22 protein-coding genes are annotated in these 22,676 nt (G+C 66.6%); 4 read left to right on the forward strand and 18 right to left on the reverse strand.

The window, feature by feature from the left end; all coding sequences use genetic code 11:
- Window positions 1–637: 637 nt before the first annotated feature.
- The 3 genes from IAQ70_RS21330 (at window position 638) to IAQ70_RS21340 (ending at window position 3,591) form a co-directional block, all read left to right on the forward strand.
- A complete protein-coding gene (locus IAQ70_RS21330) occupies window positions 638–2,110 on the forward strand; it encodes an APC family permease (RefSeq protein WP_317983736.1) in 1,473 nt (490 codons plus the stop codon).
- Window positions 2,107–2,850, forward strand: a complete 744-nt coding sequence (locus IAQ70_RS21335) for an IclR family transcriptional regulator (RefSeq protein ID WP_190991955.1) — start codon at window positions 2,107–2,109, stop codon at window positions 2,848–2,850. The genes IAQ70_RS21330 and IAQ70_RS21335 overlap by 4 nt, the downstream gene beginning before the upstream one ends.
- 114 nt (window positions 2,851–2,964) lie before the next feature.
- Complete coding sequence (locus IAQ70_RS21340) at window positions 2,965–3,591, forward strand: thymidine kinase (RefSeq protein WP_190991956.1); 627 nt, start codon at window positions 2,965–2,967, stop codon at window positions 3,589–3,591.
- Between the two features lie 57 nt (window positions 3,592–3,648).
- On the opposite strand, the gene IAQ70_RS21345 is transcribed toward IAQ70_RS21340, so the two are convergent.
- The 3 genes from IAQ70_RS21345 to IAQ70_RS21355 all read right to left on the reverse strand — a co-directional run bounded on the left by IAQ70_RS21345 (window position 3,649) and on the right by IAQ70_RS21355 (window position 6,799).
- Window positions 3,649–4,839: a 4-hydroxybenzoate 3-monooxygenase gene (locus tag IAQ70_RS21345; protein WP_190991957.1), complete on the reverse strand. Its 1,191-nt coding sequence runs from the start codon at window positions 4,837–4,839 to the stop codon at window positions 3,649–3,651.
- 125 nt (window positions 4,840–4,964) lie between these two features.
- Entirely contained in the window at window positions 4,965–5,714 is a 750-nt protein-coding gene (locus IAQ70_RS21350; RefSeq protein ID WP_190991958.1) for an IclR family transcriptional regulator, read from the reverse strand.
- A gap of 35 nt (window positions 5,715–5,749) precedes the next feature.
- Window positions 5,750–6,799 (reverse strand): FUSC family protein, encoded by a 1,050-nt coding sequence (locus IAQ70_RS21355; RefSeq protein WP_190991959.1) that lies wholly within the window; start codon window positions 6,797–6,799, stop codon window positions 5,750–5,752.
- A gap of 156 nt (window positions 6,800–6,955) precedes the next feature.
- Between IAQ70_RS21355 and IAQ70_RS21360 the strand changes: the two genes are divergently transcribed.
- Window positions 6,956–7,795 carry an ACT domain-containing protein gene (locus tag IAQ70_RS21360; protein WP_190991960.1) on the forward strand — a complete coding sequence of 280 codons (840 nt, stop codon included), beginning with the start codon at window positions 6,956–6,958 and terminating at the stop codon, window positions 7,793–7,795.
- A 62-nt stretch (window positions 7,796–7,857) separates the two neighbouring features.
- On the opposite strand, the gene IAQ70_RS21365 is transcribed toward IAQ70_RS21360, so the two are convergent.
- The 15 genes from IAQ70_RS21365 to IAQ70_RS21435 form a co-directional block, all read right to left on the reverse strand.
- The gene (locus IAQ70_RS21365) at window positions 7,858–8,775 is read right to left on the reverse strand and encodes a diacylglycerol/lipid kinase family protein (RefSeq protein WP_190991961.1); all 918 of its coding nucleotides are present in this window, start codon (window positions 8,773–8,775) and stop codon (window positions 7,858–7,860) included.
- Window positions 8,776–8,821: 46 nt separating this feature from the next.
- The gene (locus IAQ70_RS21370; protein WP_190991962.1) at window positions 8,822–10,195 is read right to left on the reverse strand and encodes an NAD(P)(+) transhydrogenase (Re/Si-specific) subunit beta; all 1,374 of its coding nucleotides are present in this window, start codon (window positions 10,193–10,195) and stop codon (window positions 8,822–8,824) included.
- On the reverse strand, window positions 10,192–10,527 hold the full coding sequence (locus IAQ70_RS21375) for an NAD(P) transhydrogenase subunit alpha (protein WP_190991963.1): 336 nt from the start codon (window positions 10,525–10,527) through the stop codon (window positions 10,192–10,194). The genes IAQ70_RS21370 and IAQ70_RS21375 overlap by 4 nt, the downstream gene beginning before the upstream one ends.
- Window positions 10,527–11,777 (reverse strand): Re/Si-specific NAD(P)(+) transhydrogenase subunit alpha, encoded by a 1,251-nt coding sequence (locus IAQ70_RS21380; protein ID WP_190991964.1) that lies wholly within the window; start codon window positions 11,775–11,777, stop codon window positions 10,527–10,529. The genes IAQ70_RS21375 and IAQ70_RS21380 overlap by 1 nt, the downstream gene beginning before the upstream one ends.
- A 140-nt stretch (window positions 11,778–11,917) precedes the next feature.
- Window positions 11,918–12,730, reverse strand: coding sequence for an IclR family transcriptional regulator domain-containing protein (locus tag IAQ70_RS21385; RefSeq protein WP_190991965.1), 813 nt, complete (start codon window positions 12,728–12,730; stop codon window positions 11,918–11,920).
- Between the two features lie 104 nt (window positions 12,731–12,834).
- Window positions 12,835–13,503, reverse strand: a complete 669-nt coding sequence (locus IAQ70_RS21390) for a 3-oxoacid CoA-transferase subunit B (protein ID WP_190991966.1) — start codon at window positions 13,501–13,503, stop codon at window positions 12,835–12,837.
- A gap of 2 nt (window positions 13,504–13,505) precedes the next feature.
- Complete coding sequence (locus IAQ70_RS21395) at window positions 13,506–14,165, reverse strand: 3-oxoacid CoA-transferase subunit A (protein WP_190991967.1); 660 nt, start codon at window positions 14,163–14,165, stop codon at window positions 13,506–13,508.
- Between the two features lie 2 nt (window positions 14,166–14,167).
- Complete coding sequence (locus tag IAQ70_RS21400) at window positions 14,168–15,376, reverse strand: thiolase family protein (protein ID WP_190991968.1); 1,209 nt, start codon at window positions 15,374–15,376, stop codon at window positions 14,168–14,170.
- An 82-nt stretch (window positions 15,377–15,458) separates the two neighbouring features.
- On the reverse strand, window positions 15,459–15,935 hold the full coding sequence (gene pcaC / locus IAQ70_RS21405; RefSeq protein WP_190991969.1) for a 4-carboxymuconolactone decarboxylase: 477 nt from the start codon (window positions 15,933–15,935) through the stop codon (window positions 15,459–15,461).
- A complete protein-coding gene (locus IAQ70_RS21410) occupies window positions 15,932–16,753 on the reverse strand; it encodes an alpha/beta fold hydrolase (protein ID WP_190991970.1) in 822 nt (273 codons plus the stop codon). Before IAQ70_RS21410 ends, pcaC begins: the two co-directional genes overlap by 4 nt.
- Window positions 16,746–18,248, reverse strand: coding sequence for a lyase family protein (locus IAQ70_RS21415; protein WP_317983738.1), 1,503 nt, complete (start codon window positions 18,246–18,248; stop codon window positions 16,746–16,748). The genes IAQ70_RS21410 and IAQ70_RS21415 overlap by 8 nt, the downstream gene beginning before the upstream one ends.
- Complete coding sequence (pcaG, locus tag IAQ70_RS21420; protein WP_190991971.1) at window positions 18,245–18,820, reverse strand: protocatechuate 3,4-dioxygenase subunit alpha; 576 nt, start codon at window positions 18,818–18,820, stop codon at window positions 18,245–18,247. Before pcaG ends, IAQ70_RS21415 begins: the two co-directional genes overlap by 4 nt.
- A gap of 1 nt (window position 18,821) precedes the next feature.
- Complete coding sequence (pcaH, locus tag IAQ70_RS21425; protein ID WP_190991972.1) at window positions 18,822–19,697, reverse strand: protocatechuate 3,4-dioxygenase subunit beta; 876 nt, start codon at window positions 19,695–19,697, stop codon at window positions 18,822–18,824.
- A gap of 59 nt (window positions 19,698–19,756) precedes the next feature.
- Window positions 19,757–21,721, reverse strand: a complete 1,965-nt coding sequence (locus tag IAQ70_RS21430; RefSeq protein ID WP_190991973.1) for a bifunctional sugar phosphate isomerase/epimerase/4-hydroxyphenylpyruvate dioxygenase family protein — start codon at window positions 21,719–21,721, stop codon at window positions 19,757–19,759.
- Entirely contained in the window at window positions 21,721–22,602 is an 882-nt protein-coding gene (locus tag IAQ70_RS21435) for a shikimate dehydrogenase (RefSeq protein WP_190991974.1), read from the reverse strand. The genes IAQ70_RS21430 and IAQ70_RS21435 overlap by 1 nt, the downstream gene beginning before the upstream one ends.
- Window positions 22,603–22,676: the final 74 nt, after the last annotated feature.

The raw sequence follows: 22,676 nt of genomic DNA on the forward strand, positions 1-22,676 counted from the left end.
CAGAGTCATGGTTTTCTCCTTGTTCTTTTCAAAATGAGGGCTCACGGTATAGCGTCCGGCGCGGCTTTCCCGGCTGATGCCGGTGGAATTGCCATTGCGGAATAAATAGCCACAAAAGATCGCGGAATAACAGAACTACTCATCTTTAGTTTTGTCAGAACCGTCAATTCCCTTGTGCATGTGCTGCTGCGCTAAAGATCATTCCCGACACCGGATGAGGCTAGAGGAGGGATCACTTGCAATCGGCATCCTCAATTTCAGGAGTGTCAGCCGCGCTCTGCTTTGAGCACTGCTGGCGTGATGTCGATCACCTGCATTCCGTCTGTGGAAGAAAAACTACGTCATGCAACTCACCCGGGGCGAGCCTTTTCGGGATATCTGCGTGGGAAATTCACGGAGGCATTTTCCCACCCCAGTTAACATGCTGGAAACATTCGGGAGCGGGCCGGGAAGCACCAGGGGATGGGAAAATCGATCCGGATTTTTCTCACCGCAGTTAACATGTTGGAAACATTCACAAACGCGACCGCGGCCGTCATCGTGAGCAGGGAATGCTAATGTTTTGCACCTCTGGCCAGTGACTTATGTCACGCGAAATCAACGACGAGCCTGCACGCCGGAGGGAAAGTTGGTCCCAGTGCCTGCCCGCGGTGATCGCTTCATCACACGCCGCTCTCCAGTGGAGGGTCTGAGGCGGCGGAAGCTTTCCTTCCTGCCGGTGTTCGCGCAGTCAATAGCCAACGTGGCACCCGCGGGTGCGATGACGGTCATTCCGGCCCTGATCTTTCCGGGTCTTGTCTTTGGGTCCGACGGACCGAACCTTGTGCTGACATTCGGTGCAGCCATGGCGGTCATGATCCTGGTTTCTTTATGCCTGAGACCGATGGCAAAGCGCATGGCTGCCGTCAGCGGGCTATACAGCTACACAGCCAAGGGGCTTGGCCAACGGACAGCAATTACCGCCGGCTGGTCGGCCATCTTCGGGTACGGCCTTGTGGCCATGGCCAGCCTGTTGGCTGTTGGCACATATGCCATTGAGCTGTTCATCAACCTGGGCATCCGCGTGGCCGATGCAAGGTTTGTCACGGCGCTGGTCATTCTTGCGGCCGCAGGCGCCGCCTGTTTCCTTATGGTTAGGGGGATCCAGTTATCCGCGTGGGCCACACTGTTGATGGAAACCATTTCAATCGGGATCCTTGCCGTCCTCATGGTGGTCTACTTCGCCTTCAACGAGCCGAACGTCAATCTCGGGACTGTGTTTGCGTGGAACGGACATTTTGACTCGTTATCGATCGCAATCGTGGTGGCCGTCAGTGCGTTTGTTGGCTTTGAAAGCCCAACCACGCTCGGAGGCGAGGCGCAGAAACCCTTCGTCAGCGTGCCACGGGCCATCACTTGGACCCCCATCCTTGCGGGCGTTCTCTATCTCCTCGCCGCGACCGCCCAGGACGTAGCCCTCAAAGATGCACCGTTGGACATCACAGCCAGCCCCACACCGTTGTCTGACCTTTTTTCGCAGACTTCCCCGGTGTTCGCCGCACTCCTTGACCTGGGAATCGCTGCATCGTGGTTTGCGTGCGCCATCGCATCCGTGAACGCTCTGGCCCGGATTTTCTTCTGCATGGGCAGAGAAGGCGTTGCCCCACGGGCAGTCGGCCGGACACATCGCATTTTTCGGACACCCTCGACGGCGATCCTTGCCGTCATGCCGGTTGTTGCCATCGTTCCCATTGCGATGGTCCTCTCCGGAGCACGACCTGAGCAGGGCCTCGCCAACCTCTTCACACTGGGCGCCTACGGATATCTGGGGTCCTATGTCCTAGCCAGTGCTTCCCTGCCCTTTTTCCTGCGCAGGATCGGGGAGAACACGTACGGCAGTTGGATACTTGGAGCAGCAACCTCCCTGGTCCTCGGAGCAGTGCTCTGGACGGCTGCAACAACATCGATTAGATCGGGCAACCTGCAGACCCTCATCTACGGCGGCGTCCTCGCAACCAGCGTCGTTTATGCCATGTACCTTCACCGCCGGTTACCCCTGCGCCTGGCGTCAGTGGGCATCTACGACGAGACCCGGGAATCAGACCTGTTTCATGGCGGGCCGGTCAAATGAACTACAGGCCAAAACACGCCGGTTCCGGCCCAGCGTCAAATTCGCTCAGAATCCTGGAAATCGTGGCACGCTTCGGCACCGGGACAACGGCGAAAGAGATCACTGATGCCCTGCGCATGCCTCCGGCGACCGCCTACAGGCTCTTGAATGCGCTTGTGGGAGACGAATATCTGGTCCGCACTTCTGATCTCCGTGGCTTCGCACTCGGACACGCGATTTCAGATCTGGTGGCTGCTGCTGCCCCGCCCACCGTTCCCACCGCGGCCCGCACCGTCATAGAAGAGTTCCGGCGGGGAAACCGTTTCGCGGTGCACCTCTTCATGTTCAGGGGTGCTTCCCTCAGGATCGCCGATGAAGATCCTGATTATCCGCTCCACTCGGTATTCGAGCTGCTCCGGTATCCGCACACCTCCGCAGCGGGGAAACTGATGCTCGCTGAACTTGGCGATTCGGTCTTCCCGCTTCCAGGCGGCCAGTTGGTGAAGTTGACGGAGCAGACCATTACCGATAGTGGCCGGCTGGACGAGCAACTCGCGGAAATAAGGCTCACAGGCCAGGCCTCGGAAATCAATGAATTTGAATCAGGATCCGCCAGCCTGGCCCTTCCGGTACGAATGCCCAAAGGGTCAGCCGGCGGGGCACTCTGCCTCACCGGTCCCGCAGAACGGTTCGCCACAATCTCCGAGCACGCGGATGCGGCCCGGGAACTAACGTCACGGCTATCGCCTCTCCTGTTCTGACTGCCTGATGCCGCCTGGTCCAACCGGGGCATGGGAATGAGGCCTTCCGGCCGGCTGCCATGGCCGCGGACATTCGGCATAGGATCGATAGCCGGACCCATTGAAAGGACCATCTTGGCCAAGCTCTACTTCCGCTTTGGCGCCATGAACTCGGGTAAATCGACCGGACTGCTGCAGGCCGCCTTCAATTATGAGGAGCGGGGCCAGCGCGTCCTGCTGGCCAAGCCCGACGTGGACACCAAAGGTGACACCGACATCGTGTCCCGGCTGGGGATGACGCGGTCCGTGGACTTCCTGATTTCGCCCGCCACGTCCGTCAGGGAACTCTTCGCCGCCCACGCAGCAGGCGATGACCCCGACGCCCTCCTGAAGCACGTGGACCAGAAGCCGGTGGCGTGCCTGCTGGTGGACGAAGCGCAGTTCCTCACGCCGGAGCAGGTTGATGACCTGTTCCGCATCGCAATCCTGGACAACGTGCCGGTGCTCGCCTACGGCATCAGGACGGATTTCCTGACGCACGCCTTCCCCGGGTCGCGCCGGCTGCTGGAGGTCGCCCACACGCTGGAGGAGTTGAAGACGATCTGCCGCTGCGGTCGCAAGGCCATCTTCAACACCCGGCGCGCAGGCAACGACGTGGTCTTCGACGGCGACCAGGTTGCCATAGATGGCCAGGACGTCTGGTACGAATCCCTGTGCGGTTCCTGCTACCTCGAGGCATCCGGCGGACGCCTGGGGGCCTAACGGGCGGCTCGGGTTTTAGGCCGAGCCCCGCGTCAGCGCCTAGCCCCGCGTCAGCGCCTAGCGGGCCCCGGGCCAGCCGGTGTACGCCTCGGCCAGGTAGGCCATGCCGTGCCTGGAAGAGACTACCGAGTTGAGTTCGCCGAGCTGGCGGGCCCGGGAGAAGTCATCCGCGTCGGCGGGGGTGTGGAGCATGGTGGTCATCCAGTAGGAGAACTGCTGCGCCTTCCATACCCGCTCGAGGGCGCTGTCGCTGAACGAGTCCAGCAACTGCTTGGAGCCGGACTTGTAGTAGCTGTCCAGGCCCTCAAAAAGCATCTTGACGTCGTGGATGGCCAGGTTCAGGCCCTTGGCACCGGTGGGGGGAACCGTGTGGGCGGCGTCGCCGGCCAGGAACAGGTTTCCGTAGCGCATGGGGGTGTGCACAAAACTGCGGAACGGCAGGACCATCTTGTCGACGACCGGGCCCTCCTTGAGCTCAAAGCCGTTGCCGTTGACCCGGCTGCGGAATTCAGCCCAGATCCGGTCGTCATCCCACTCGGCCACGTTCTCCTTGGGATCACACTGGAAGTACATCCGCTGCACCGTCTCGGTGCGCTGGCTGATCAGGGCAAATCCGTTGTCCGAGTTGGCGTAGATCAGCTCATCGGAGCTCCGCGGGGCCTCCGCCAGGATGCCGAACCAAGCGAACGGGTACTCGTGGAAGTACCACTTGCGGTGGGCTTCGGGGATCTGGAAGCGGCAGTGGCTGCGTGAACCGTCCGCGCCCACCAGGAACTCGGCCTGGATCTCGTACTCGACTCCTTCCGAGTCGGTGAACCAGACCTTCGGTTTGCCCTCGAGGTCGTGGACGCTAGTGTCCGTGACGCTGTAACGGATGTCGCCGCCGTCGGCCTCCCTGCGCGCGGCGAGGTCCAGGAAGACGTCCGTCTGCGGGTAAAGCCAGACGGATTCGCCCACGAGGTCCTTGAAGTCGATGCGGTGGCTTTCACCGTTGAAACGGAGCTCGATGCCGTCATGCCGGTCGCCGTCGCGCAGGACCCGGTCCGAAACACCGCTGTCCACCAGCAGGTTGACGGTGCCGTGTTCCAGGATTCCGGCGCGGACCGTTTCGGAGATGTCCTTGTGGCTGCGCACCTCGATGACGGTTGATTCGATGCCGGCCTTGGCCAGCAGGTGGGAGAGCATCAGGCCGGCGGGGCCGGCGCCCATGATGGCCACCTGGGTGGTGATGATTTTGCGTTGTGCCATGGCTGGTCCTCGCTTCGTTGCGGGGGCTCTGACTGTCTGCAGAGCCTGGTCGGTTCGTCTGGCTACCAGTGTGCCGGGCTAAAGGTGACTGGCGTAATAGTGATTCCGTTCAACGGAATTGAAGCTCAGATTCCGGCGTCGCTGAGCCCGCGGGCGATGCCTCGCGCTGCAGTCTGCAGGGCGGGCACCAGGGCCTGCAGCCGCATCTCCCGCAGGGGAACCACGACGCCGAGCGCGGCCACGGCACGCTGCCGTCCGTCCAGCACCGGGACGGCTATGCCCCAGGTGTCCGGATCCACCACGCCCGCGAGCTGAGCGAACCCTTGATGGGCCGTTTCACTCAGCAGTGCGCGCACCACCTCCCCTGTCACCCGGCCCTCAGGATCGGAGAATTGGTCAAGGTACGCGGCCTGCACCGGCTTGTCCTGGTAGGCCATGAGGGCGAGCCCGGCCGAGGAAACATGGACGGGCATCCGGCCGGCCACCCTGGCCCTGTTGGCAACGGAACCGCGCCGGGAGAGCCGCTCCACAAAGAGCGCTTCCCAGCCGTCCAGGACCGCCAGGTTCACGTTCTGGTTCAGCACCTGCTGGATGTCTTCCATGAACGGCATGGCGGCCTGCCGCAGCGCGAGCGTGGGCGAATTGCGGTTGACCAACTCCCACAGGCGCAGCCCCAGCCGCACCGCCCCGCCGTCGACCGTTTCCAGCAGTCCATGCTCAGCCAACTGCCGGACCAGCCGGTGCGCGGTGGTCAGGGGCAGCCCGGCCCGGTCCGCGAGCTCGGACAGCTGAAGGCTGCTGACGCCTTCAGGAAAGGCGGAGATGACCCGGACCACACGGTCCACCACCGAGTCGCCGGAGAGTGAGTTGGCCACAGCGCTCCCTTCCATTCAATGGTGCGACTACCAGATTACACTCGCTGACGCCGCCACAGGGCCGGTGCCAGCACCACGGCAACACCGACGGCGGCGCCGATCACCGTCTCGATGATGCGGTCGCGCAGCAGGATAGTGGGCGAGGAAGGCACCACCAGCAGCGTGGAGATCAGCGCCAGCGGCGTCACGAAGAGCTGCGCGAGGACGTACTGGCGGGCAATGAACAGTTCTGCGCCGAACTGGCAGAGCGCGATGACCAGAACCGTTTGCCAGGGGGTGAGCCCTATGAGCAGGATGGCGGCCAGCAAGGCCAGTCCGAGGACGGTGCCGATGATCCTCTGCACGCCGCGGCGGACGCGATGCACGGTGCTGTGGCCAACGAGCGGAACCACCGCCGCCACCATGGCCCAGTAGGCGTGTCCAAACCCGAGCCGCTGCCCTGCAAGTGTTGCCAGCGAGCCCGCCAGCCCGGCGGCCACGAGATACCCCAGGCCCTCCAGCCAGGCGGCGCGGCGTTCGTCGGCGGTCCGCCGAATGCGGGCGGGCGGAACCCAGGGCGTGCGGTGGCTGGGCAGGACCCGGGACGAGAAACCGATGACCAGGGACAGGATGGTGGTCAGGACGGCCACCAGCATGGCCTGCCACGCGGGCGGCTGATGTGGAACGGAAGCGATGGCGGCAAAAGCGAAGATGTGGAACAGGGACCCGGCCGGACGCAGGCGCAGCAGGGAGATGGCCACCGAACACGCACCAGCCACCAGGGTTGTGGTCAGGACCAGGAGCCAGGCGATGGCCATCTGGTCGAGCCCGATCGCAGGGCCAAGTCGCGCAGTCAGCGTGGCCAGGAGGATCACCAAGAGCATCAGAAGTCCCGCGCGGAGCTGCAGCACGAAACGGGTGCCGTGGGGTTCGCCACGCCCGTAGATTCCGGCGAACGCACCGAAGGACGCGAAGATCGCCAGATCCAGCCGCCCCAGTACGACCAGCGTGATCAGCGGCACGAAGATTCCCACGGCGCATCGGATGGCCGGGTGGTGGTCTTTGTTGGCCGGGGCAATGCTGAACATTCCGGCAAGGATCTTCACGTGCGGAAACTGCCTTTCACTCTGTAGACCGCTGGCAAGCAGTGCCATTCTGGAGCGGCAGCACCGGCGTTCCTTTCGATCCTATGCCGCGGACCTTTCGCATAACCGGAACGGCAGGGCAACACGGCCGAAACACCGTGCTGTGATCCTTGGGACATGAAGCCCACCGCAAGTAACCCGGCCGCCTCTGATTTGAGCTGCGAAGTCTGCGGCCTGATGCCCGAGCCCACCAAGACCCGACTGACCGTGGCCAACGTGGCCGTGATGCTTCCCATTGAACTGCTGGTCCATGCGTTAGTGGTGGAGACGCACCTGCCGTACGTGGCCAAAGTGCTTGTCCTCACCCTGACGGCCACCGTATTGGTGATTTGGGTGGCTGAACCTTCCGCTGCCCGGGTCCTCCGCGGCTGGCTGCACGCGCCGGCGCTTCGGCACCGGAAGAAGCTGGGCAGCGCAGCGGCATTATGGCGGGCCCGCACGGTCCTGCAGGACCAGCCGGGTGCGCTGCAGAAGGTCACCCGGGCGCTGGCCCGCCTGGACACCAACATCCTCAGCATCCACGTCCATCCGGTCGCCGGCGGAGTGCTGGACGAGTTTGTGCTGTCCGCGCCGGGGGACCTGGGTGAACGTCAACTGCTGGAGGCACTGGACGACGCCGGCGGCTCACGATCCCACGTCTGGCCCACCACCGCCCTGGCCATGGCGGACGGCCAGACCAGGGCGCTCAGCCTCGCGGCCAGGGTGGCCGATGCACCGGGCGAACTGCCGCTCGCTGTGGCCGAGCTGTTGCGCGCGAGGATCCTCACGCCGGCCGAGGCAGCCGTGGAAACGCCCGACGCCGGGACCGTCCTCAAGGTCCCGACCGCCTGGCATGGGCCCATCACCTTTGCCCGTCCCGGCGAGCCGTTCACCCCAGCCGAATCAGCGCGCGCCCACCGGCTCGCCGAGCTCGCTGAAATCCTGGCCCACCGCCCGGCCCCCGCCTCCCCCATGTAGGTAGCAGCAGATGCCGTTTTGAGCCGTCAAAACGGCATCTGCTGCTACCCAGTTGGGCAGAGCTACAGGCGGATGGTGAGCGCCCCGGGCTCGATGGTCATTGCGACGTGTTTGCCCTCGCCCTCGTGGTCGCCGTCCAGCTGGTAGTCGTCGTTGTGTTCCAGCGTGATTTCCACGGATTTGCCTTGGTAATACTCCACGGAGGTGTCCTTGCCCCGGCCCTTGCCGATCATGCCGGCGATCACGGAGAACCAACCCAGCTTCCCCTGCGGGGCCAGCACCGCCACGTCCAGCAGGCCGTCATCCATTTTGGCGTCGGGGAAGATCTCCAGCCCGCCCTGGACCTTGCCGCAGTTGCCCACCATGACGCTGCGGATGCCGCGGTGCACCACGTCCTTGCCGTCGATCACGATGGTGGCCTTCACCGGCTTGCCGGGCAGGTTCCGGATCCCGGCGTCCACGTAGGCAAGCCAGCCCACCTTGTCCTTAAGGTCCTCGTTGGTGTCGGCCATGATGGTGGCGTCGTAGCCCACTCCGGCCATCACCAGGAAGAGCTGCTCCTTGTCGGGGTCGTTGCGGCGGGCACGGACTACGTCGATCTTCCGCTCAGTTCCCGCCAGAGCCCCGGCCATGGCGCCGTCAAAGTCCGTGACGTCCATCCCCAGGTTGCGGGCCAGGAGATTGCCCGTGCCGAACGGAAGCAGCCCCATGGGCACGTCCCCGCCGGCCAGCACCTCCGCCACGCACCGCACCGTACCGTCGCCGCCGGCAGCAATAACGACGTCGGCCCCTTGCCTGAGTGCCTCCTTCGCCTGGCCGACGCCCGGGTCCTCCTTGGTGGTCTCGAGCCAGATGGGCTCGCCCCAGCCGTTCTCGGAGCAGTGCTTGGCCGCGAGTGCCTTAACGTCAACCTCCACCGGCTTGGCGGGATTGACGATGATGGCCGGCCGTTTGAGGTCCGTGAAGCCGTTGGCAGTCATGGGTGTCCTTCGGTGAAGTTGAATATGCCTATGGAAAGGCTACTTGCTACAAGGCTTTGACGGCGCCGAGCACCTTGGCCAGTGAATCCTTGGCGTCGCCGAAGAGGAGGGACGTCTGCGGTTCGTACAGGAGCTCGTTCTCAATCCCTGCGAAGCCGGGACGCATGGAGCGCTTCAGGAAGATCACCTGGCGGGCGTCGGACACTTCCAGGATGGGCATCCCGTAGATGGGCGAGCCGGAGGATGTCTTCGCCGCCGGGTTCACCACATCGTTGGCGCCGACCACCAGCGCCACGTCTGCGGTCCGGAATTCGGGGTTGATCTCACCCATTTCCTTGAGCGACTCATATGGCACGTTGGCTTCGGCCAGGAGCACGTTCATGTGCCCGGGCATCCGGCCGGCCACGGGGTGGATGGCAAAGTCCACGACGATGCCGCGTGATTCGAGGGCCAGCGCCAGCTCCGCTGCGGTGTGCTGGCCCTGCGCCACGGCCAGGCCGTAGCCCGGCACAATGATGACCCGCTGCGCGTAGCCCAGGAGCACCGCCACGTCCTCCGCGCTGGAGCACCTGACCGGACGTTCGCTGACGGCGGTGGATCCAGCCGTCGAACCTCCCTTGAAGGCTCCGAACAGGATGCCCGCCACACTGCGGCCCATCGCCGCAGCCATGGCCCGCGTGAGGATGGTGCCGGAGGCACCCACCAGCGTGCCCGCAACCACCAGGAGGACATTGCCCAGCACCACGCCGGACGCTGCCACCGCAAGGCCAGTGAAAGCGTTCAGGAGGGAGATGACGATTGGCACGTCGGCCCCGCCCACGGGCAGCACCAGCAGTGCGCCGGCAACGAGTCCCAGCACCATCAGCAGCACCGCGAGCGCGAGGGAGCCGGTGAGGACGACGGCGACGGCGGTGCCCACCGCGGCGAGCAGCACCGCCGCCATCACCACAGGGAGGCCGGGGAACACCACCGGGCGGGTGGTCATCAGTTCCTGGAGCTTGGCGAACGTGACGCCCGATCCGGCGAAGGACACGGCCCCTACCAGGAGCGTGAAGACGATGGCAAGGCGTACCCAGGGGTCTTCGTTGTGGCCGAGTTCCAGAAGCGCTACAAGCGCTGCGGCACCGCCGCCCACGCCGTTGAAGAGGGCAACCAGCTGGGGCATCTGCGTCATTTTCACGCGCCGGGCCACGGGGGCGGCCACCGCCGTTCCCACCGCGATGGCACCGACGATCCAGGGGATGTTCTCCAGCCTGGCCGACAGGAACACGGTGACGACGGCGAGCAGCGCCCCGAAGGCGCCGATCAGGTTGCCGCGGCGGGCGGTGCGGGGAGAGCTGAGGCCGCGGAGGGCCAGGATGAAAAACACCGCGGCGGCGAGGTAAAGGAGTGAAGTCCAGACCGGATCGAGGAGGCTCATTTTCCCTCTTCCTTGGCTCCGGCGGCTGTTCCCGCGGCTCCGGTACGCACGGCTTCCTTCCGGCCGTGGAACATGAGCAGCATCCGGTCAGTGACCACAAACCCGCCCACCAGGTTGGCGGTGGCCAGCACCACGGCCAGCAGCGCCACGGCAAGAATCCCCGGGTCCGCTGCCTGGCCGGCCACGATGATGGCGCCCACCAGGATAATGCCGTGGATGGCGTTGGCTCCGGACATGAGGGGCGTGTGGAGTGTGCTGGAAACTTTGGAGACCACCTCGAAGCCCACAAACACTGCCAGCACCGTGACGGTCAGCAGACTCATGCCGTCCATCAGATTCCCCCTTCGGTTTGCATGCCGTCGTAATTTGCGGCTTCCATCCGGACGCCGATGTCCGGGACCTCGTTCTGGATCCTCGGCGCATGGTCGGGCAGTGCCGGGATGAGTGCCGCCAGTGCCTCGGCCGTGGGCAGATGCCGCACGGCGCCGTCGTGCGTGAGGCAGGCACCCGCGATCACGTCGTCGTCGAAATCGGGGGCCACCGTGCCGTCGCGGGTCATCAGCGCGAGCAGGTTGGCCACGTTCTTCGCGTAAAGGCGGGACGCGTCCGAGGCCATCGCGGACGGCGCGTCCTTGAGCCCTACCAGGGTGACGTGGCCGTGGCCGTCGGCGGTGGGCACCAGGATGTCCTCGCCGGGAACGGCACCCTCCACGTTGCCGCCGGACTCCGCGGCGAGGTCGACGACGACCGAACCGGGGCGCATGCCCTGCACCATCTGGCGGCTCACCAGGAGCGGTGCGCGCCTGCCGGGGACCGCCGCCGTCGTAATCAGGACATCGGCCTGGGCGACGTGCGGGGCGAGGAGTTCACGCTGCAGGGCGCCGCGGTCTGCGCTGAGTTCGCGGGCGTAACCGCCCGAAGCCTCCGCTGTTTCCAGGTCCAGTTTGATGAACGTGCCGCCCATGGACGCCACTTCGTCGGCGGAGGCGGGCCGGATGTCGTTGGCGGAAACGCGGGCGCCAAGCCGTTTCGCGGTGCCGATGGCCTGCAGCCCCGCGACGCCGGCGCCGAGCACCAGCACGCGGGCGGGCGGGACGGTTCCGGCCGCGGTCATGTACAGCGGGAAGAACCGCGGAAACCGGATGGCCGCCTCCAGCACGCAGCGGTAGCCGGCCACCAGGGCCTGGGAACTGAGCGCATCCATGGACTGGGCGCGGGAGATGCGGGGCACCAGTTCCAGGGCGAACGACGTGACGCCGGCATCCGCCAGCGCCTGCACCGTGGCCAGCTCGGACGACGGCGAGGCCAGGCCCACGGTGACGGCGCCGCTCTTCAGGGCCATCGCCGTCGCGGGTTCCAAGGGCCGCACATGGGCGAGGACGTCCAGGTCAGCAGGATCGAGGTTGGGGACGATTCGGGCCCCGGCTTGGGCGTACTCGTGGTCGGGGTGGCCGGCGGCGGCCCCGGCGCCCGTTTCGATCAGGACTTCAAGGCCCAGCCCCGCCAACTGCTTGACCGTTTCCGGTGTGGCGGCAACACGGCGCTCACCCTCATGCCGTTCCCGCGGTATGCCCAGTTTCAACCGCCAGCTCCCTTACGGACGTAGTTGGCTCGAGTCTATGACCCCCCGGGCGGGATATGCACTCATTTGGCGCTGGCCGTTCGGATGGCCGGTCGTTCAGCGCCGGGCTGTGCGGGCGCCCGGGCTTCGGCGCCGCCGGGCTACCGCCTCGCGGTCAGGTCCGCCGAGATGAGCTTGGCCGTGGCCACAATTTCCTGCGCAACCGAGGCCAGGTACGCTTCCGGGTCCGGCCGGGCCGCCACGGACTGGGCCTGCAGCGACACATTGACGGCCGCCACCACCTTGGTGGGGCCGTCGTAGACCGGAGCCGCCACGGACATCAGCCCCAACTCAAGCTCCTGGTCCAGCAGGCACCAGCCCTGGGCCCGGACAGTGTCCAGCACCGCCGTCAGCTGCGGAACGGTTCCGAGCGCCCGCGGCGTCAGCGGCTTGATCTCCGCGGCGGCAAGGTAGGCCTGGAGCCGGTCGGGCGGCAGGGCGGCAAGCAGCACCCTCCCCATGGAGGTAGCGTAGGCGGGGAACCGGGTGCCCACCGTGATGCCGACGTTCATGATCCGGCGCGTGGTCACCCGGGCAATGTAGGCGATGTCCGTGCCGTCCAGCACGGCCGCCGAGGTGGACTCGCCCAGTTTGAGGGAGAGTTCCTCCAGGTGCGGCTGGGCGAGCTGGGGCAGGGACAGCCCGGAGAGGTAGGCGTAGCCAAGCTGCAGGACCTTGGCCGTGAGCGCGAACGTCTTGCCGTCGGTCCGGACATAGTCGAGCTCAACGAGGGTGTGCAGGAACCGGCGTGCGGTGGCCCTGGTCAGGTCGGTCCGGGCCGCCACCTCGGTGAGGGTCATCACCGGGTGGTCGTTGTCGAAGGCCCGGATGACGGCCAGGCCGCGCGCCAGCGACTGCACGTACTGGTCGCTCGCCTGCGGAGCGGTGCGTGCAGCTGCCGGTGCGTTGGTCATGGTTACCAATCCTAGAGGGGGGTGGAGGCTCTACCACCGACTGCGGGGCCCCTTCTGCTCCCCGGGATGCCGCCCGGGAACGTAGTGCGGGCCCCGCAACGTGATTAGGCTGCGGCCTTCAGCGGGACGGGCACCAGTTCCTGGAGTTCCTCAAGGGTGCAGCCGAAGGTCTCGCGGACGGTGACGCCGTCGGGCCCTGTGAGGAAGACGGCCTTGTCGGTGTACACGCGGGTAACGCAGCCGACGCCGGTGAGCGGGTAGGTGCACGCGTCCACGATCTTGGAGGCACCCTCACGGGTCAGGAGCGTCATCATCACAAAGACGTCCTTGGCGCCGGTGGCCAGGTCCATGGCGCCGCCCACGGCGGGAATCGCGTCAGGGGCGCCGGTGTGCCAGTTGGCAAGGTCGCCCGTGGCCGAGACCTGGAAGGCGCCGAGGACGCAGATGTCCAGGTGGCCGCCGCGCATGATCGCGAACGAATCGGCGTGGTGGAAGTAGGATGCGCCCGGGAGTTCGGTGACGGGGATTTTGCCGGCGTTGATGAGGTCGCCGTCGATCTGGTCACCCTCCGCCGCGGGACCCATGCCAAGCATGCCGTTCTCCGTGTGGAGCGTGATGTTCTGCTCCGGCTTGAGGTAGTTCGACACCAGCGTGGGCTGGCCGATGCCGAGGTTCACGAACGAGCCGGGCTTGATGTCCCGGGCCACGAGCTCGGCAAGGTCATTGCGGCCCAGGGGCTTGTCACTGGTCTGGATGGAAGTTGCGGTACTCATGCTCAGGCCACCTTCACGATGCTGTTGACGTAGATTCCGGGGGTGACGACGTTTTCCGGGTCGAGTCCGCCGGTGGGGACAATCTCGGACACCTGGACCACCGTGTGCTTGGCGGCGGCTGCCATGATGGGGCCGAAGTTCCGGGCGGTCTTGCGGTACACGAGGTTCCCCACGCCGTCGGCCTTCAGGGCCTTGATCAGCGCGACGTCGCCGTGGATGGGTGTCTCGAACACCTGGCCGCGGCCGTCGATGATGCGGGTTTCCTTGCCCTCGGCCAGCATGGTGCCGTAGCCGGTGGGCGTGAAGAACCCGCCGATGCCAGCTCCGGCGGCGCGGATCCGCTCGGCGAGGTTGCCCTGCGGGACGAGCTCCAGTTCGATCTCGCCGGCGTGGAACTTGGCGTCGAAGTGCCATGAGTCGGACTGCCGCGGGAAGGAACAGATCATCTTCCTGACCCGGCCTTCCTTGATCAGCAGGGCCAGGCCCTGATCGCCCTGGCCGGCATTGTTGTTCACCACGGTCAGGTCCTTGGCGCCGCAGTCCATCAGGGCGTCGATCAGTTCGAACGGCTGGCCGGCATTGCCGAACCCGCCGATCATCACGGTGGAGCCGTCCTTGATGCCGGCTACGGCCTCGTTGACGGAATCAACAAAATTCAGCATGGTTATGCCTTTCCAGTGCCGGTGCCGGCGGTGACGTTTTCGAGGACGACGGCGAGGCCCTGACCCACGCCGATGCAGATCGCGGCGACGCCCCAGCGTTGCCCGGAGGCCTGCAGGGAGCGGGCGAGGGTGCCCAGGATCCGGGTGCCGGACGCGCCGAGCGGGTGGCCCATGGCGATCGCGCCGCCATGGGCGTTCACGATGGCGGGGTCGATGCCCCAGGCGTTGATGCACGCCAGGGACTGGGCGGCGAACGCTTCGTTAAGTTCGACGGCGCCCACCTGGTCCCAGCCGATGCCCGCCTTCGCGAGGGCCTTGTTCGCGGCCTCCACCGGGGCGTAGCCGAAGAACTGGGGATCGTTGCCGTGCGCGCCGCGGCCGGCGATGCGGGCCAGCGGCTCCAGGCCCAGGATGGACGAAGCGTTCTCACTCCCGATCCAGGCTGCGGAGGCGCCGTCGGACAGCGGGGAGGCGTTCCCGGCGGTGACGGTGCCGTTCTCGGCACGGAACACGGTCTTGAGCCCGGCGAGCTTCTCCGCGGAGGAGCCGGCGCGGATGCTTTCGTCGCGGACCAGGTCGGTGCCCGGGACCGGGGTGACCAGGTTGTCGTAGAAGCCCTCATCCCAGGCGGCGGCGGAGAGGTTGTGGGAGTTCGCGGCGAACTCGTCCTGCGCTTCGCGGGTGACGCCGTACTTCTCGCGGAGCCGTTCGGTGGCCTCGCCCAGGGAGATGGTCCAGTCCTTGGGCATGGCCTTGTTCACCAGGCGCCAGCCCAGGGTGGTGGAAGCCAGGGTCATGTCCCCGGCCGGGTAGGGCTTTTCCGTCTTGGGCAGCACCCAGGGTGCCCGGGACATGGATTCGGCGCCGCCGACGAGCATGAGCTCGGCGTCGCCGGCGTTGATCTGGCGGGAGGCGATGATCGCGGCGTCCAGGGATGACCCGCAGAGCCGGTTAACGGACGTCCCCGGGATCGAGACCGGCAGGCCCGCGAGCAGGGTGCCCATGCGGGCAATGTTGCGGTTCTCCTCGCCGGCGCCGTTGGCGTTGCCAAACACGACCTCGTCGATGCGCTCGGGGTCCAGCCCCGGCGCGCGCTTCACGGATTCCCTGATCACGTGCGCGGCCAAGTCATCCGGACGGACGGCCGCGAGGCCGGAGCCGAACTTCCCGAACGGGGTGCGCACGGCGGCGTACACAAAAGCCTGATTCATGGTGCTCCTCTTAATTTCGTGCGGTCCCAACTAGGTAGCAGTTGATGTCGTTTTGAGGGCTCATAACGACATCTGCTGCTACCTAGTTGGGCGGGGTGTTGGGTGCGGGTGCGTCGGTGGGGGTGTCTGTGGCGGCGTCCAGGTCGCGGAAGACCTGCTGCGCGGTCTTGAATGCTGTGTTCGCGGAGGGGACGCCGCAGTAGATGGCCGTCTGGAGCAGGATTTCCTTGATCTCGTCCCTGCTCAGGCCGTTGGTGATGGCCGCGCGGATATGCATGGCCAGCTCTTCCCAGTGCCCGTGCGCCACCATGGCGGTGATGGTCACCGCGGAGCGCATCTGGCGGGAAATGCCGGGCCGGGTCCAGATGCCGCCCCACGCGATCCGCGTGATCATGTCCTGGAAGTCCTCGGTGAACTCATCCTTGTTGGCGTTGGCCCGGTCCACGTGCGCGGCGCCGAGCACTTCGCGGCGGACCACCATGCCGCCGTCGTAAATCTCCTGGCTGCTGGCGTCCGGCTGGACCACGCCGTGCCGTTCAGCGCTGCTGAGCCTGCTCACTTGGCTGCTCCCCGCGATTCAGTCCAGGTGATGAGGCTCCGCAGCAGTTCGGCAACGTGGGCCGGTGCCTCCGCGGGGGCCAGGTGCGCCACACCTTCCAGGGAAACGGCGTTCGCCGTGCCTCCCCCGGCGGTGATGCCGGCAGCGATTTCTTCCGCGAACGACGGCGGCACAACAGTATCGGCCACCCCCGCCACAGCCTGGGTGGGGACCGAGATGCTGCCGAGCTCGGCGCGCACATCGTAGGCTGCCAAAGCTTCACAGCAGAACGCGTAGCTGAAGCGGTCGGCGTCGCGCAGGGAGTGCAGGAGCCGGCTGCTCAGCTCGGGCTCGCGGTCCATGAATCCCGGTGCGAACCAGCGTTCCGCCGAGCCCTGGATGACCACGGGCGTGCCCTGGCCGCGCACCAGTTCCGCGCGCTCCAGCCAGCCTTCCGGGGTGCCGATTTTGGCGCCGGAGCACTGCACGGAGAGGCTCTTGAGGCGTTCGCCGTGCTTGATGCCAAGCTGCAGGCCGGTGGCCCCGCCGAGCGAGACACCGGCGTAGTGGAAGGACTCGCCGGGGGCGATCGAGTCCACCAGATCCACCACCGAATCCGCCAGGCCGGCGACGTCGAAGGTCTCGGCGGCCTTCGGCGACACGCCGTGGCCGGGCAGGTCCCAGGCCACTACGTCGTACTCATTGGCCAGCAGCGCCGCCGTACCGCTCCACAGGGCAGCTGAGGAGGTGCCCAGGGAGGGACCCACTACGAGGAGCGGGCGTTCGCCGAGGGCTCGTTGGGGCGAAAGCAGAACTGCCTTCAGGGTTGGTTTAGCCACGGTTGGCTCCATTCCGGTCGGGGGTTACTGATGACGCCGGGTCGGCAGACACGGCAAGGGCTGGGGCGAAGTCAGGGAACTCGGCCAGGATGCGCCGGGAGATCTCGGATGCCTGGCCGAGGTAGCTCGCGGGGTCAAGAAGTTCATCGAGGCGCAGATCGGTGAGCGCGCCCGCGGGAACGGCCTCGCGGAGCAGCCGCCGGTAGGTCGGACCCTGCTCCGCAGCAGGCGCGGCAAGGGTCATGTCCACCACGTCCTGCAGCTGCTCCTTGCCCGTGCGGCCGGCCTTCTCCGCCAGGAGCGGGGCGACGGCGGCGCCCACCCCTTCGGCCAGGAGCAACGGTCCGGCCAGTTCGAGGTTGCGGCGCAGGGCAACCGGAAAAACCTGGAGGCCTTCGGCCAGTTCGCGGAGGTGGCCGACCGCTCCCAAAGCCAGTCGAAGAAGCTGCCGGAGTGCCGGCCATTCGGTGTGCCAGGCGGCGTCCGGGCGTTCGTCGTTGAAGTTGGCGGTGGCCAGGTGCAGTTGGGCCAGAAGCTGCGGAGCCTGGAGGGCGGCGCTGCGGATCAGGACGGACAGCACCGGGTTCTGCTTCTGCGGCATTGCGGAGGATACGCCGCGGCCCGCAGCGCGCGGTTCGGCGAGCTCGGCTACTTCGGGCCGGCTCATAAAGAGGACGTCCGTGGCGATCTTGCCCGCGGCGCCGAGCACGGCGGCCAACGCATTGCCGAGGGCCGTAACTGCCAGCCGGTTCGTGTGCCAGGGTGCGGGGGCAGTGGCCAGGCCAAGCTGTCTGGCCAGGGAATCGGCCAGGGTGAAAGGGGTGGCGGATGCGCCGGCGGTCAGCACGGTTCCGGCCGCCAAGGTTCCGGCGGCCCCGCCGAACTGCACCGGGAACGTGGCGCTCTCCAGCTGTCGGCCTGCGGCGGCCACGCCGTGGAACCACTGCGCCGCCCGCAGCCCGAACGTAAACGGGAGGGAGTGCTGGGTCAGGCTCCTGCCCACGCCCAGCGTGTCCGCATGCTGTTCCGCCAGGGCGGCAAGCGCCGCCGTCGTGGTTTTCAGGTCGCCGAGGAGCGCCTTCACAGTGTTCCGCGCCATCAGCATCAGTGCCGTATCAAGAACGTCCTGGCTGGTCAGCGAGGTGTGGACGGCCTCCCCGGCGCCGATGCCGGCCGCATCCAGCGCCGAAACCTGCTTCCGCAGGTCAGCCAGCAAGGGGATAACAGGGTTGCCGCCGCCCTGGGCCCGGAGTGCGATGTCTGCTGCGTCATAGCGGCCCGCTTCCGCGGCGGAAGCCACGACGGCGGCGGACCCGGCAGGTGCCAGCCCTGCCTTCTCCAGCACCGCGGCCCAGCCGGACTCGACGGCGAGGATCGCCGCGAGCACAGCCCTGTCGCCGGTCAGCGACGCCACCAGGGGCGACGCCGAGACGGGACTCAGCAGGCCGACGTCACCGTCGGCCGCGCTTGCGGACTCCAGGGCGGCGGCGCTCACTGGAAGTCCAGGAAGACTGTCTCGCCCTCACCCTGCAAACGGATGTCCCACGTCAGTCCGCCATCGGGGTCGCGGCGGGCGATCAGCGTCTTCCGGCGTTCCGGGTCCAGCGAGCTGAGCAGCGGGTCCTTGGCGAGGGCTTCCTCGTTCTCGGGCAGGTAAACGCGGGTGAACAGCCGGTTCATCAGGCCGCGGGCGAAGACGGCCACGGAAATAAACGGTGCGGCTGCTGGTTTTCCGGGGACCTGTTCAGTGCGGCCCGGGTTCACGGTGGTGAAGGTGTACACGCCGGAGTTGCCCACGGCGGCACGGCCCCACCCGGTGAAGGTGTAGCCGTCGCGGACCAGGGAGCCTGTCCGCTGCACGATCCTGCCGTCGGCGTCGGGCTGCCAGATCTCCAGGATGGCGTCCGGGATCGCTTCGCCGGAGCCGTCGTACACGGTGCCCTGGAGGCGGATGGAGCCGGCCGAGCCGGGTGCCAGGAGTTCGTTGTCCTTCTCGTACGGCAGCGCGTAGCCGTAGAACGGGCCAACGGTCTGGCCGGGGGTGGCAACAAGTTTGGTGGTGGTCACGTTATTCCTCGTCTCCTGCTGCGCCCAGCGCTTCGTTTTCAGTCCAGGTCCGCTTGGAACCGGTCAGGATGATGTCCCAGTTGTAGCCCAGGGCCCACTCGGGCTCGGTGAGGTCGTGGTCGTAATTGGCCACGAGGCGGTCGCGGGCGTCCTGGTCCACGATGGACTGGTAGATGGGGTCCAGCGGGAACAGCTGGTCGCCCGGGAAGTACATCTGGGTGACGATGCGCTGGGTGAACTCGGTGCCGAACATCGAGAAGTGGATGTGCGCGGGGCGCCAGGCGTTGAGGTGGTTCTTCCACGGGTAGGCGCCGGGCTTGATGGTGGTGAATTTGTAGGAGCCGTCCGGGCCGGTGATGCAGCGGCCCACGCCGGTGAAGTTGGGATCCAGCGGCGCCGGGTGCTGATCGCGCTTGTGGATGTAGCGGCCGGATGAATTGGCCTGCCAGATCTCCACAAGCTGGCCCGCCACGGGGCGGCCGTCGCCGTCCAGGACCTTGCCGGCCACGATGATCCGCTCGCCCTGGGGTTCGCCGTTGTGCTGGATGGTCAGGTCCGCTTCGAGCGCGTGCACGTCCTGGTGCCCGAAAGCCGGCGAGTACAGCTCGATGGTCTCCGGGTCCGCATGGTGAAGGCTCTTGGTGGGGTGGCGGAGGATGCTGCTGCGGTAGGGGGCATAGTCCAGCCGGGGCTGGGTTTCGGCCGCGGCGCCGTCCTTGAGGGCCCGGGCGTAGGCCTCACCCAGGGAGTTGATCTCGGCACTGAGATCGGCCTGGGTTTCGATGGCGCGGTCCAGGGGGAGGTGCGCGGCGTGGGGTTCGGCGGCCGGTACGAGCTCGTCGGTCTCAGGCTGTTTAGTGCTGATGTCTTGCGGCACGGCTGGCTCCTTTCGTGGTTGCTTTGGTGGTTTGGCTTTGTTCAGGTCGGGTTTGTTTCTTAGCGGCGGTGCAGGAGGTCGTACTGGACTGCGTGCCGGACCGGGGCGTTGGGCGCCCCGTAGCCGTCGTAGTTGCCGCGGCGCTCCACCATTTCGAAGAACACGCTGCCCACGGTGGCGGTGTAGAAGTGCAGGAATTCGCCGTCGTCATCCCTGTCGTAGAGGAGGTTCAGCTCCTGCAGCGTGGCCAGGAACTCCGGTGCCAGGCCGAACCGGGCATCCAGGTCCTCATAGTAGTTCGCCGGGATCTCCAGGAACTCCAGTCCGCGCGCTTTGCAGTCCCGGGCGGTGGCCACCAGGTCATCCACGGCGAAGGCAATGTGTTCCTGGTATGTTTTCCGCTGCCCGCAGCGTCCGCCGTCGGAATCGGCAGCGTCGCCAGAGGCACCATCCTGCTGGATGAGCGGCGCCAGGTTGAGCACCAGGCGCACGGAGCGGTCCTCGGTGACCATCACCTGCGAGCGGACCAGACCGGTGGGGCTGGGCACCTCCGCGAAGGGCTGGGGCGCCAGGGCCAAGGCGCTGGTGTAGAAGAGGACGGCCTCGTCAAAGTGCTGCCAGGGCTGGGCCAGGTTGACGTGGTCGATCACTGCACTCGCCGCGGCCTCGGGCACCTCCAGCCCTTCACCGAACTCGCTCGTCCACGCGGCGGTGCCGTCGGGACTGCCCTGGCAGAGGAAGATCTCGGTGGAGTCCGGCGCGGCGAAGCCCTGGAACACTTCCTCGTTGGCCTGGCTCTTGCGCGGAACGGCGGGGGCCTTGAGCTGCCGGGCCCGGGCGGAGGCAATCACCGGGGAGTCGACGTCGAACCCCAACGCGGCGATGGCAGGTGAGGCGTCCGCGGCCTTGTCGGCGGCCGGCGATGCCTCGTTGACGATCACGCGGGCGTGGCCCATGGTCCACAGCTGCACGTCCTTGGTGCGGTGCCGGCCGTTGAACTCAAAGCCGAGCTGGCCCAGGACTGATTCCAGGCCCTTGGTGTCGGCGGCCTTGACCTCGGCAAAGTTGTAGCCTGCCGGTTCGGCCACCTGCGGGAGCGTTGCCAGTTCCATCGGATAACGACGGCGGGCGGGCGCCTGTGTGCCCGGCGCACCGGAATCGTTCCCGGCGCCGGCGCCCGCAGCGGCAAGAGCCGGCGCGTTCGCCGCCAGCCATTTGGCGCTCTGCTCCTCCAGCCAGATGAGCGAGCGCATGCCGTCAACGGACGTACGCTCCACGTCCGACTGGCGGAAGACGTCGTTGAAGATTTCCAGTGACACCGGACCGCTGTACCCGGCACGGACCACGTGGCCCATGAACTTGGCCAGCTCAAACTGGCCCTCGCCCGGAAACACCCGGTAATGCCGGCTCCACGAGAGCACGTCCATGGACAGCTTCGGGGCGTCCGCCACCTGGACGAAGAAGATCTTCTCTGCGGTGAAGGCTTCGATGGGGGCCGTGTCCCAGTTGCGGGAGAGGATGTGGAAGGAGTCCAGGCAGGTGCCCAGATTGGGGTGGTCCACGGCTTCCACCAGCCGGTGGGCGTGCTCGTAGTCGCTGACATACTTGCCCCAGGCCAAAGCTTCGTAGGCAACCTTGACGCCGTGGTCCCCGGCCAGCGCAGCTAGCCGGCCGAGCTGCTCAGCCCTGAGGTCGTCGCTGTCGATGCTGGCGGTGGCCACGTTGGAGCAGACCAGGATGGTGTCCATGCCCAGCCGTGCCATGAGCTTGAATTTGGCTTCGGCCCGGCGGAGGTTGGCGGCGAGGAGGTCCTCGGACACGCTGTCAAAGTCGCGGAACGGCTGGTAGAGGTCCAGGGTGAGGCCCAGGTCTGCCGCCATCTTTCGGACGTCCTCGGGCGTCACAGGTGAGGTGACCAGGTCCTGCTCAAAGATTTCGATGCCGTCGAAGCCAGCGATGGCGCAGGCCTGCATCTTTTCCTTGAGCGTGCCGGAGAGGCAGACTGTGGCGATTCCGGTGCGCATCAGGCAGCCACCTCTTCCTGGGCCACGAGCTCCAGGAAGTGGCCGCGCATGCGCTCCGCGTTGGCTTCCATTCCGGTGAAGATCCGGAAGGAGTCCGCCGCCTGGCCCACGGCCATGCGGCCGCCGTCCAGGACCTCGCAGCCCTTGGCGCGGGCACCCAGGACAAGCTCGGTCTCGATGGGGCGGTAGACGATATCCGCCACCCAGTGCCGGGATTCGAGCAGGTCCAGGTCCAGCGGAACGCCCGGATGGGCGGCCATGCCCACCGGCGTGCAATGCACCAGGCCGTCGGCCAGCGGCATCAGCTGCGGCAGCTCCGCCGTCGTACGCGGTGTGATGGTGCGGTCCGGGAAGAAGCCGCCCAGCTCTGCGGCACGTGCCTCACAACGGGCGGCGTCGGTGTCCACCAGGTCCAGGACCTTCACGCCGGCGGTGAGCAGGGCGTAGGCGACGGCGGACCCGGCGCCTCCTGCGCCGAGCTGGACCACGCGGTCCAGCCGCGCGCCCGGAAGCCCGGAAGCCAGGGCGGCGGCAAAGCCGGAGAAGTCAGTGTTGTGGCCGATGAAGCGGCCGTCCTCGATCACCACGGTGTTGACGGCGCCGAGCCGGAGGGCGTCCGGCGAGACCTCGTCCAGGTGCTGGAGGACCAGCTGCTTGCAGGGATGGGTGATGTTCAGCCCGTTGAAACCGAGGCTGCGGGCGCTTTTGAGCAGATCCCCGACGGCGTCGCCGGACAGTCCGAGCTCCAGCAGGTCGATGGGGCGGTAGAGGTAGCGCAGGCCTTGGACATCGCCTTCGCGTTCGTGCATGGGAGGAGTGAGTGACGGCATAACGCCGTCGCCGACCAGTCCCACAAGGTAGGACTCAGTTCGATTGCTCATCCGGGCAGCTCCTTTGATACGGCACGTGACGGGCGGCGGCGCTCAAGGCGGACGCGGCGGGCCAGGTGATAGGG

Source organism: Pseudarthrobacter sulfonivorans, assembly GCF_014712225.1.
Lineage (GTDB): Bacteria > Actinomycetota > Actinomycetes > Actinomycetales > Micrococcaceae > Arthrobacter > Arthrobacter sulfonivorans.

Coding starts and splice junctions, on each gene's coding strand:
- IAQ70_RS21335 (WP_190991955.1), top strand. CDS start 2,107: ATGAACTACAGGCCAAAACACGCCGGTTCCGGCCCAGCGTCAAATTCG.
- IAQ70_RS21345 (WP_190991957.1), bottom strand. CDS start 4,839: ATGGCACAACGCAAAATCATCACCACCCAGGTGGCCATCATGGGCGCC.
- IAQ70_RS21360 (WP_190991960.1), top strand. CDS start 6,956: ATGAAGCCCACCGCAAGTAACCCGGCCGCCTCTGATTTGAGCTGCGAA.
- IAQ70_RS21365 (WP_190991961.1), bottom strand. CDS start 8,775: ATGACTGCCAACGGCTTCACGGACCTCAAACGGCCGGCCATCATCGTC.
- IAQ70_RS21370 (WP_190991962.1), bottom strand. CDS start 10,195: ATGAGCCTCCTCGATCCGGTCTGGACTTCACTCCTTTACCTCGCCGCC.
- IAQ70_RS21375 (WP_190991963.1), bottom strand. CDS start 10,527: ATGGACGGCATGAGTCTGCTGACCGTCACGGTGCTGGCAGTGTTTGTG.
- IAQ70_RS21385 (WP_190991965.1), bottom strand. CDS start 12,730: ATGACCAACGCACCGGCAGCTGCACGCACCGCTCCGCAGGCGAGCGAC.
- IAQ70_RS21390 (WP_190991966.1), bottom strand. CDS start 13,503: ATGAGTACCGCAACTTCCATCCAGACCAGTGACAAGCCCCTGGGCCGC.
- IAQ70_RS21395 (WP_190991967.1), bottom strand. CDS start 14,165: ATGCTGAATTTTGTTGATTCCGTCAACGAGGCCGTAGCCGGCATCAAG.
- IAQ70_RS21400 (WP_190991968.1), bottom strand. CDS start 15,376: ATGAATCAGGCTTTTGTGTACGCCGCCGTGCGCACCCCGTTCGGGAAG.
- IAQ70_RS21430 (WP_190991973.1), bottom strand. CDS start 21,721: ATGCGCACCGGAATCGCCACAGTCTGCCTCTCCGGCACGCTCAAGGAA.
- IAQ70_RS21435 (WP_190991974.1), bottom strand. CDS start 22,602: ATGAGCAATCGAACTGAGTCCTACCTTGTGGGACTGGTCGGCGACGGC.